At 19.3% G+C, this 11,675-nt stretch carries 10 protein-coding genes; all 10 read right to left on the bottom strand.

Features of this window, described 5'->3' with window-relative positions; all coding sequences use genetic code 25:
* Positions 1 to 258 precede the first annotated feature (258 nt).
* Complete coding sequence (locus VAMP_RS01375; protein ID WP_213348434.1) at positions 259 to 1,386, bottom strand: adenosylhomocysteinase; 1,128 nt, start codon at positions 1,384 to 1,386, stop codon at positions 259 to 261.
* Positions 1,387 to 1,422: 36 nt separating this feature from the next.
* Complete coding sequence (locus VAMP_RS01370; protein ID WP_213348432.1) at positions 1,423 to 3,066, bottom strand: hypothetical protein; 1,644 nt, start codon at positions 3,064 to 3,066, stop codon at positions 1,423 to 1,425.
* Between the two features lie 7 nt (positions 3,067 to 3,073).
* Complete coding sequence (locus tag VAMP_RS01365) at positions 3,074 to 3,391, bottom strand: hypothetical protein (protein ID WP_213348430.1); 318 nt, start codon at positions 3,389 to 3,391, stop codon at positions 3,074 to 3,076.
* A 315-nt stretch (positions 3,392 to 3,706) separates the two neighbouring features.
* Complete coding sequence (locus VAMP_RS06920; RefSeq protein ID WP_338032120.1) at positions 3,707 to 4,819, bottom strand: AAA family ATPase; 1,113 nt, start codon at positions 4,817 to 4,819, stop codon at positions 3,707 to 3,709.
* Between the two features lie 34 nt (positions 4,820 to 4,853).
* Complete coding sequence (locus VAMP_RS01355) at positions 4,854 to 5,180, bottom strand: hypothetical protein (protein ID WP_213348428.1); 327 nt, start codon at positions 5,178 to 5,180, stop codon at positions 4,854 to 4,856.
* A gap of 51 nt (positions 5,181 to 5,231) precedes the next feature.
* A complete protein-coding gene (locus VAMP_RS01350) occupies positions 5,232 to 5,465 on the bottom strand; it encodes a DUF167 domain-containing protein (RefSeq protein ID WP_213348425.1) in 234 nt (77 codons plus the stop codon).
* Positions 5,466 to 5,734: 269 nt separating this feature from the next.
* Entirely contained in the window at positions 5,735 to 7,147 is a 1,413-nt protein-coding gene (locus VAMP_RS01345; RefSeq protein WP_213348423.1) for a hypothetical protein, read from the bottom strand.
* 32 nt (positions 7,148 to 7,179) lie between these two features.
* Entirely contained in the window at positions 7,180 to 7,755 is a 576-nt protein-coding gene (gene gmk / locus VAMP_RS01340; RefSeq protein WP_213348421.1) for a guanylate kinase, read from the bottom strand.
* Positions 7,756 to 7,898: 143 nt separating this feature from the next.
* Complete coding sequence (locus tag VAMP_RS01335; protein WP_213348419.1) at positions 7,899 to 8,999, bottom strand: hypothetical protein; 1,101 nt, start codon at positions 8,997 to 8,999, stop codon at positions 7,899 to 7,901.
* Positions 9,000 to 9,388: 389 nt separating this feature from the next.
* Positions 9,389 to 11,470: a Tex-like N-terminal domain-containing protein gene (locus tag VAMP_RS06915; RefSeq protein WP_213348417.1), complete on the bottom strand. Its 2,082-nt coding sequence runs from the start codon at positions 11,468 to 11,470 to the stop codon at positions 9,389 to 9,391.
* Between the last annotated feature and the right edge of the window lie 205 nt (positions 11,471 to 11,675).

Here is an 11,675-nt window from a genome sequence, read left to right as displayed (position 1 = left end):
ATAAAAATATATATAAAGAAATAAAACTATTTTTAAAGAAGATTTTTATTATTTTTATTATTTTTATTATATAATTCCTATAAAAATTTAATAAGTAATATGTAATAAACAATATTAAAATGTAATTTAATGACAAACATAATATATCAAAATAAAAATTATACAGAATATTTTTTAAGAGAAAATATTTTAATCTTTCATCTTTGTATAGTAAATTTTCTGTTTCTTTATGAATTATCTTCAAGATAATATATTACTTTATATAAAATATTTTAGCCAAAGTTGAGGAATATATATTTTTTCGTTATTTTCTATACTATATATAGAATTATTTTCATTATTTAATCAATTTTTTTTGTATAATTTAAATATTATATGAATAATTTCTGCTTGTACTAAATATATAAATTCTCAAACTACAGCATTATTTATAAAATTTATTGCATTTCATCAATATAATAAATAAATATTTTTTCAATTTTTTGTATATTTTGTTGTATATTCGTTTATAATTTTAGTTTCAAAATTTTCTATTAAATAATTTATATTTATTTCATCATCTGATGAGGTAACGGATGCCAAAATAACATTATTTTTTAGATTTTCAAAATCTTCTCATTTAAGTCAATAATTTCATGTTGCCAAAAATATAATGTCTGATTTTGTAAATAATTCTTCTTTACTCAAAAAATTATATCAATAAGTTAATACTTCTATTCATTTATATGGATTTATATCATTAATTCATAATTGAATATTTTTTCATTTTAGATCAATTGCAATACTTTTTCATATTTTTCAAAATCAAATTATACCAGCATATTTATTATGCAATAAAATATTATTTAATCTCAAAACATAATCTGTAGAAAAAACTATAGATTGTCATATTAAAAAATCTTCTCAATTTTTCAAAACACTTCTTGCTACCGATATTATAGGAATTGAAATATTTTTTATTATTTTTTCATATTTTTGATGTCAATTTTCAGTGTCTTCAATTATTCATATAATTTTATTATTAAATTTTTCTTCTAATTTTTTTATTATTTTTGAAAAATATCATCATATATCTATGATGATTATTTTATTTTGTATATTTTTTATTTTCTCAAAAATAATTTCTTGATTTTTATATATTTCATCTCTCGTTATTTGTAAAATATCAAATTCATTTTTAAGTTTATCAAAAGTATTTTTATCTATTGATTTAGGTTTAGGAATTATAAACTCAATTTTGAAATATTTTGATAATATTTGTATAAAATCTAATTTATCTGGCAAAATATGAGAAACTATAATTATAGATATTCAATTTATTTTTCATAAATTATTAATATTTTCTTTTATAATTTTTTCCAAAAATAAATTAGATTGCCTATACATTATTTTATAAATTTAAATTATTAAAATTAAATTTTTTTATATATTATATTCTTTTTCAGTATCTGTATATCACATCCATTTCAAATATTTATATGTTTCTCATATTTCTTTATAATAATTTGCGATATAAGAACAAACACTTTTGTATAAAGGAGTTTGTCGATTTTCATTATATTTTGCCCAATATTCCAATTGATAAATTTTTTCTTCTTTTGAAATTAGACCTTGTTTTTCCAAATTAATTAAATTAAATAAAAATTTATCTTCAGAATAAGAAATTTTTCAATCAAGTTCTAATCAAGAATCTGCATGTGCTGCATCAATTATTACTACATCAACATTACTTCTATAATGTGGTGATATTGTATAAAAAGTATTCCAACTACTACTAACAATTTCTGAATCATCAAATTCTCAAAGATCTATTGTATGTTGTTTACAGTAAGTATTTTTCAATTGTGTTGTATCTGGATCTTGCATTTCTTTAAGTATATCAAAAACTAATTTTACAGCTTGTGAATAATTTTTGGAACTTACTTCACTATTTGATTCAAAAAGTTCGTTCATAGATACTTGATCTATCTCAGAAGAATATTTTTTGTATGCTTCTTTAGGATTTTCTCTAATTTCATCTTGCATTTCTTGTGGTAATTTTGATAGAACACTTTCATTTAATTTATAATCACTTATCCAATCTGTATTAATTAGTCAAATAAATTGTCTTAATAATCAATCATTATTTACATTTTTATCAATAGAACTTTTAGTTAGAGAAAATTCTAATTTATCTTTAACTATTTTTGATGAAAGTAAAATAGCTTCTTTTGGAGACAAATTATAAATATCTTGTATTTCAAGCTCTTTCAAAACATTTGGATTCTCTTCCAATAAGTTTACAAGTAAATCAGTAAATTCATTAATATCTGTTGCATCAATATTAGATTCATTTTCATCTTTATCAAGCCCCAAATCAATAACTAAATCAGGTCATTCAAAATATTCTCTTTGACTTCGCCATAAATCAATTTTTTCTGTAGTTGTTTCAGGTTCATAATCTTCAATTTCTGAAAATTTTATTCTTCATAAATCTGTCTCAAACTCTAAATTTTCAATATCCGAATTAATTTTTGTTTCTCTTTCAGGCAACTTTCAATCTGTTTCTAAACTTTTAACTATATGGTTTTTTACTTCTCGTTCAACATCTAACAACTTATCAACCATCTTATTAAATAGTTTTTCTTGTTTAGTTTCTTTACCAAGTTTTTCTGATAAAAGATAATCAAAATTTAAAGGATTTTTATACAATCATGTTTTTCTTCATATTACAGAAGCTTTATATTCAAGAAAACCTATATCTTCTTTAGTATTTTGTAAATCTATTAATTCTTGTCTTAAACCTCTTGCAAGTTTTTCAAATTCAGTATAACTATATTTAGTATCTAATTCTCAATCATAATGATCAAAAGAATAGTCTCATAATGCTTCTCAAAATTTCTGTTCCATCTCTGATAATTTTTTATATGCATTTTTATATAATTCTATTTCATAATCAATATCTGGTATTGCATGTTCTGTTTCAACCTTTAATGATTCACTTATAGAATCTTTAGTTTCTGTTTCCAAATTATCCAAAAATTCATCCGCTTTTCTAGTATTTTCTGAAAAATTATCTATTGTCATTTTATGTTTATATTTTATCAAATAAATTTTCAATATTTTCCATATCTTCTTGAGATTCGTTTTCTTCTTTATGTTGTAATATTTTTTTTATTATTTTTGTATCTATTTCTTCCAATTTTAAGATTAATTCACTAAGCTTTTCATTATCTTTTTTTATAATTTCATTTATTTTATTTTTATCATCCGTAGTAAAAGATGTATATATATCATCAATATCTTCATCTGATATTTTATCAATATTTTTTACAAAAAAATTATAAATCTTTTTATCTTCATCTTTTTCCAAAATTTCAATAATTTTTTGTTTTTTTTCATAATTATTCATAATATAATTATTATTTTAATTTATTTAAATAAATATTTCTTAAGGAAAATATTATAAGTATATTATATATATAATTATTTTTTTTGCAAAAATTTAAATATATTTTATATACAAATAATATTAAATTCAACTTCATAAATAAAAATAATATTAAATATTGCTATATCTTAATTAGGAAGTTATTATTTATAATGAATAAAATCAAGAAAAAATATTTAAATTTTTTATAATAATATTATAAAATTTATGTAATATATAAAAACAAAAAAACAATAAAAAATTATTGTTTTAATCTTGAAACACTGAAATTATAAATTATTCCAAACTAACTTTACTTAACATATCACAAACAACATCATCAACATTAAGTCCATCAACTATGGCATCATAAGTAAGAATTACCCTGTGTCTCAAAACTAATAATGCTAATTTTTGAATATCTTCATGAATAACATAATCTCTTCATAAAATATAAGCGAGTGTTTTTGATGCATTCATAAGTGATATTGATCATCTAGGACTAGCACCATACAATACTCTTTCGTCCTTTTTTCTAGTTGAATTCACTAATCTTACAATATAATCTTTTATATCATCACTAATAACTATATCCTCAATTTCTGATTTTATTTCTTCAAAATCTCATATACTTATTATTTTTTGTAAAGATATATTATTTTCGTTTTCTAATACATTCAATACATTATTTTCATCTTTTATATTTGGATAATCAACTATAACTTTCATCAAAAATCTATCTAATTGAGCTTCTGGAAGTTGATAAGTTCATTCTTGCTCAATAGGATTTTGTGTTGCAAGAACAAAAAATGGATAAGGCAAATTAAATGTTTCTCATCAAATACTAACTTGTTTTTCTTGCATAGATTCCAATAATGCCGATTGAACTTTGGGAGTAGTTCTATTTATCTCATCAGCCAACAAAATATTTGTAAATACAGGTCATTTTTTTATTTCAAAATCATTAGTTTTCGTATTAAAAATTTCTACTCACATAATATCAGCGGGGAGCATATCAGGAGTAAATTGAATTCTTTTTGAACTAAAACTCATAATTTTAGATATACTTGTTATTGTTTTGGTCTTTGCCAATCATGGAGGTCATTCAACTAATAAATGTCATCATGTAAATACATTAATCAAAATAGAATTAATAAATTCATCCATACCAACTATAGATTTATTTATTTCATTTTTTAAAGATATTACAGTTTCATTTTTTATATCTAAATTTTTTAAACCATCAAAAAATATTTTTTTATCAATAGAACTATTTTTTAATTTTTCAACAAATTCATCTTGAGTACCAGATTCATTATTATCCAACAAATCCTCATCTTTCCATATATTATATAAAAATATAATAAGTATCATAATTAACAAAACAATTCACAATATTATGTATAACATAAGGTTAATTTAAAGTTATTATATAAAATATTATTTAATTTTCAGAACTTGTAAACAATTCATCAATTTTGGATTGCAAATAATTTCTAAGCTGACTATATAAATTTTCTTTAGCTTTTGCAACTTCTTCATTAAAATTATTTATTAATTTTTCTTTTTGTTGATCCAAATAAGATGAAATATTTACATCAAAATCTCAATCTACTAATTGATTATCTCAAGTATATAATTCTTGTATGGATTCATCAAATAAATTTTTTGCTGTTTCAGAAGTAAAATCAACCAATATACTAAATGATGAATATGCTCAAAACAAATATCAAATAATAAATGCAACAACAAAAGTAGTTAGTATTTTCATAAATCAATATTTAAGTAATATAAATAATTATATATGCATTATAATATTAATTTATTTTATTTCAATGATTTTTTCTTTTGATTTAAATCAAGATTTAATAAAGACATCAGATTTATTTTTATCAAAATATTTAGATATTAAGTTAATAATTGATTTATTTGCTTGTCATCATATAGGTTTAGATTTAGTATACACTATATAATAATCTAATCCAAAAATATCTTTTCATTGATATAAAATCAAATCTTTTTTTGAAAATAAATTAACTTTAATGCGAATTTTCATATTTTTAATTAAATAATTTTTTTATTATAAAACTAAAAAAAGAACCAATTAAACTTATTTCAATAATAAGTATTAACAATATTTTAAAAAAATCCATTAAATTTATTTGATTAGATTTATCTCAAAACAATATATCTCCATAAAAAAAAGTTAAAAAATCAACAAATTCAGTATTAAAAATACTATTAAATAATAATACTACAAATATTGCCAGAGCAAATCAAAAAATTAAATAATTTTTTAATATAGTATTTAAATATATAGCCATATTAATTTTTTAAATTAAAATTAAATATTATTTTATTTCAATCAATATCTAAATTTCAAAATACTTTTTTATCTTGAAAAAATTCAAATTGTTCTTTAGTAAATCAGAATTCTTGGAATCACCCAACAGGATACATTATATCAAACAAATTTGATAAATTTAAATAATAAGATAAAATAGAAGATTTATTATAATCAAAATCTATTGATTCAGAATCCAATTTGGGCTCCAATATATCTATATATGTCCTTTCTCAATCATTAGATACAATAATATTTGACTCCAAAGCAACTAATCAAACATAAGGTATATTGAAATTAATTCAAAATTCGTTATCTCAAGTAAATTTTGAAATTTCTCACTCAATATCTAAATCTTCAATAAATTGAACAATAAATGGAAAAAATACATCCAAAACATTATACACTCAAATATCATCAAATATAATCCTAGCTCATACACCCATTTCATTATTTCATTTATTTACAACTAATCAAATATTTGAGGATAAAGACTTTCACAAATCAGAATAATTTGAATCAGTAAGTCATAATCATAAATCTCAAAAATATTCTTCAAGTGATAATTCAATAGACATTATTAATGTTTTAAGATCAACTCATATAGAATCAGTTCATATCAAATCAGTTATTGATCAAACTTCAAGATAAGCTATAGTATCTTCCAACAAATTATCTGAATATTTAGATTCAAATTCATAATCTTGAAAAAGATCAATATTTTCATCAAAAAGAACTGAGATTGATCAATCAAAATCTTTATTTGAAAGTCTAGCAGTAGATATAGTATAACCCAAATCATCCAAATAAGGAAATATAGAATTAAAATTAGTTTGAGTAATACTTTCTACATTAGGTTCTGAAAAAAGTCAAATATTTTTTTTGGAACTTTTTAAATCTTGAATATACGAAGACAATGAACTTAAATCATCCATACTTTTTCAAGTATAATTCAAAAACAAATCAAGTAAAGATTCTTTTATATATATATATTTATTATTAGATATATTTTCATAAACATAATCTCAATCTTTATACAAAAATCATGAATCTAATAAATTTTGAAAATCAAAATCATCTTGCACATCAAAAATCATAAACGATATATCACTTCAATCCAAAGATCATTGATATGCAGTAACACTATTTAAACCATCAGATATTTCAACAATATTTTGACTACCATAAATATCATCAGGTGCTTCATCCAAGAATCAATATAGATTATCATCAAAGTTTATATGAAATACTTGTGAAAAATTTGATGGAATATAAGAAAAATTTGAATCATTTAATTTATTTGATTCATAATGTTCTTTAAAAACAAAAATTCATAATCATAAAGTCAACAACAATCATAAAACTCAAACTATTATATATTTTTTGAACTCCATCAAAATAAAAAAATTTAATTTATTAAAACTAACTAATCATTATTAATTATTTTAATAAATTTTTCAATAGCATCTTCCAAATCATTATTGACAATTTGATAATCATAAACATCCTTGTATTGTAATTGTTTTTTAGAATCTTGTAATCTTATTTTTATTTCCTCTTCAGATTCAGTTCATCTTTGTTTTAATCTATTTATTAATTCATCTTCATTTGGTGGAACTAATAAAATCAATTTTACAATATATTCTTTTGATAATTTTTCTTTTAGAAAAACTGCTCATTGATGATCTACTATATAAAAAGGAATTTTTCAATCTGAAAAAATTCTATCTAATTCTTCATATGTAGAACCATAATATTTTCAATGAACTAATGCATATTCAATAAATTTTCAAGCTTCAATCTGTCTTTTAAATTTTTCATCATCAACAAAATAATAATGTATTCAATAAAATTCATCTGCTCTTGGCTCCCTAGTTGTAGTAGTAATAATTTTTTCAAAATCAAGATCATCTGCATCTATTACATAATTTCAAATAGTAGTTTTTCATACACCAGAAGGACCTGATATTATGAATATTTTTTTATTAAAATTCTCATTCATTATATATTATGAATATTTAGTTATAAAAAAATAATTACAAAAAATAAATTATAAATTTCATTATAATGATTTTTTTAAAAAATACAAGATCAAGCTTTTTTTATTGTGTCAACAATATTAAACTCATCTTTGTAAGCAAAAAATTATTTATTTTTTCAAGACAATATATTTACAGTCATATTTAATAAACTATCTTTACTAAAATTTATATTTATTTCGTATCAAAAATAAATTACAGAAATTAATATTCATCATAAACAAATAGCTCTTATTGTAGGCAAAATTGATAAAAAATTTCTTTTATATGAATATATTCCTATAATTATTACAACAAAAATTATTAAGAAAACAAAAAATCAAATATTAAAATTTATAAAATAAGCAGTAAATATTCACACAAAAGAAAAAAATCAAATTAGATATAAATCAATTTTTTTTTGAGAGATTTTTTTATAAAACAAACTATGAAATTTTTTATATTGTTCATAATTTTTACAAAAATGAAATAAATACAAAAATTTAATTTGATTTGAATTATATTTAAAATAATTTCATATATCAAATATATATTTTGCTATAAAATATTTTATAAAATTAAAATTATTTATACTTTGATAAGATTTATAAAGTATATTATAATTATAAAGTCGCATCAATTTATATTCAGTATATCATATATCTTTTTTATTTTTAAGTTTATCTTTATATTCAATTTTTACTTCTTCATATTTTTCATCAAAAAATTTATCAAAATTATTTTTCCATAGAAATTTATTTTTATAAAAATCATATATAGGATTTTTATAATTTATTATTTTATTTTTTTTAAATTTTTCAAATTCATAAAAAGATAGTTTTTTTAAAAATAAATTATTTAAGTTTAATATATTATTATTTTCTAAATATCTAATAAAAAAACTTATAGTTACTAAATTTTTTGAATATATTTTATGTAAATTATTTTTATCAAAATCAATTTCAAATATATTGTTATTTTTAATAATATTTTCAATATCGTCTAAACTATTAAAATTTTTTTGAAAATTAAAAACATTTAAATAAAATCTCATATTTTTATTTTCATAAATTTTATTTATAATAAATTGTCTAAAATTTATAATATACAAAAAACTATATAAAAAATTATTATTTGATTTACAATCAAAAAAATCAATTTCTGATATTGAACTTTCAACTTCTCTAAATAAATCAATTATATAATTTATTTCTTTATATGAAATCATTTTTATTTTTATTTTTAATATAAAATAATATATTATTATATATTCATTTTTTTTTATGTCAAATATAAAAAACTTAATATTAATTAATCAATCAAAAATTGAAAATTTAAATATTAAATATCTTTCAAAAAAAATACAATTTATGCACTCCATAGATTAATAAAAAAACTTATAATAAAATTATAAGATTCTATCTTTGCTAATATTATTAAAAATTATATTATAAATTTTTTATATCAAAATATTAATAAAAGAAATAATAAACTTAAATTTGTAAAATTCTTATTATATTTTGGATATTGTAAAAATTCTTATTATATTTAAAATTGTATTTTTTTGAAAAAAACTTTTGAAAGATAATAAAGAGAAGTAATTTAATATATAAAAAATTATAAGTCTTTCATACTTAAATTAATTTTTCAAGATTCCAAATCAATTTTTATAACTTTAACTTTAACTTTATCTCATACTTTTACTATATCCATAGGATCTTTTACAAATTCATTTGATAGATGTGATATATGTACTAATCAATCATTTTTTAATCAAATATCAACAAAAGCACCAAAAGCAACTACATTTCTTACCAATCATTCCAAAATATCTCATTCTTTTAATTCATCTATATTTATTGATTTATTTATTTTGGTATGTGCAAAATTTTCTCTAGGATCTTTGGCAATATTTTTGTAAGAATTTAATATAAAATCAATAGTTATTTGATTTACACTTGGATATATTTCTTTCATTTTTTCATCAAGTTTATTTTTATTATTTTTGATAATATATTTTGCAAGTTCATATTGTTCAGGATGTATATCAGTTTGATCAAGTTCTTCATCACTTTTAGGGACTCTCAAAAATCATATTGCTTGTTCATAAACTTTTGATGACAATATTTTTTCCAAATTTTTTCTATTTTTATAAGGTCTATTTTTATATATTTTTTTTGCTTGTTTTTTGTCAATTCATGATATATGATTTAATAAATAAATACTTGCTGTATTTACATTTATTCATACTTTATTTACACTATCTTCTACTACATATCAAAGTTTTTCTTCAAGTTTTTTTTTGGCTAAATCATGTTGATAAAGTCAAACTCATATACTTCATACTGGAACTTTTACCAACTCAGAAAGTGGATCTATATATCTTCTAGCTATAGAAATTGTTCATCTATCCAAATCATTTAAATCGGGAAATTCTTCTATAGCTATATCTGACACAGAATAAACTGATGCTCAAGATTCATTTACTATATAAATTTCTTTATCAAAAATTTCAGAAACTATTTGTTGTATTTCTTGTGTTCATGTTCAATTTCATATTACAATTACATCTATTCAAAACTCTTCTACTAAATTTTTAATTTTATCTTTTGAGGATTCTGTTTGATTTAAGAAAATTTTATCAAATTTTAATGGATTTCATAATTCATCTAATAAAACAATTTTACAACCTGCTTTAAATCAAGGATCAATAGCTAATATTTTTTGTCAATACTGTGGTTTTGTCATAAGTAAATTGGAAAGATTATTTTGAAAAGTTTGTATTGATTCATTTTCTGCAAATTCATTCAATTCACTTCTTATCTGACTATCAATAGATGAATATAATGAATCAAATCATATTTTAAATCATTCCAAAAATTCATTTATTTTATTTTCTTTTAATCATAAAATATCTAAATAATATGAAAAAGTTTTTTCTTGAATTACAATATCTTTAATTACTTTAACATTCAAAATTCATAATTTTTCTCATCTATTTAGTGCCAATACTTGATAAGCTTTTATATCTTTTATTTTTGTTTCAAATTCAAAATATATTTCAAATTTATATATTTGTTTTTTATTTTTTTCATTAAGTTTTTCAAGCATTTTATCAGACTTTTTATTAGATTTTATAATTCAATATTTTTTTAATTCATCCAAAACAAAATGTCTAATACTTAAATTTGCTGTTATTTCTGCTCATATTATTTGTACTGCTCATTCCAATATTTCTTCTTGACTATATTTTTCCAAAAGTTCATTTGGTATTATTAATTTATTTAATTTAATATTGTCTGCCACTATTTGAAATCATTTTTCTATTGCAATCATAGCTTTTGTTTTTCTTTTTGATTTATAAGGTTTATATATTTCTTCTACTTCTTTCAAAGTTTTGCAAGCAAGTATATTTGATAAAAGCTCTTCAGTTAATTTATTTTGTTCAGCAATTCAATTTATTGCAGTTTGTTTTGTTTTATTTATATTTTCTTGAAATTTTTGAATTTCCAAAATAGATCTTATTTGATTTTCATCTAAATTTCAAGTTTGTTCCTTCCTATAACGAGAAATAAATGGAACTGTTGCTCATTGAGATGTAAGCTCAATCACAGTTTGGACTTGTCAATTTTCTAAATTAAGCTCTTTACTTATAATATTTATATAATCTGGTGTTGGTATTTCATATTTTTCTATCATTAAATTTTTATTATTAAATTTTAAAAATTATTTTTTTAATGAACTTATATTTATATAAGCAACAACAAAAACTACAAATCAAAAGATTAGTGATAAAATTATTTTTTTTATAACATAAAAAAAAGTAATAAATTAATTTTAAATAATTCCAAATTAATTATTTTTCATAAACAACATCAAATTCTCATCATTTTTTATTCCAATT

The sequence above is a fragment of the Candidatus Vampirococcus lugosii genome (assembly GCF_018420025.1).
Classification (GTDB): domain Bacteria; phylum Patescibacteriota; class Gracilibacteria; order Absconditabacterales; family Absconditicoccaceae; genus Vampirococcus; species Vampirococcus lugosii.
This window is presented reverse-complemented; position numbering and strand designations above follow the sequence as displayed.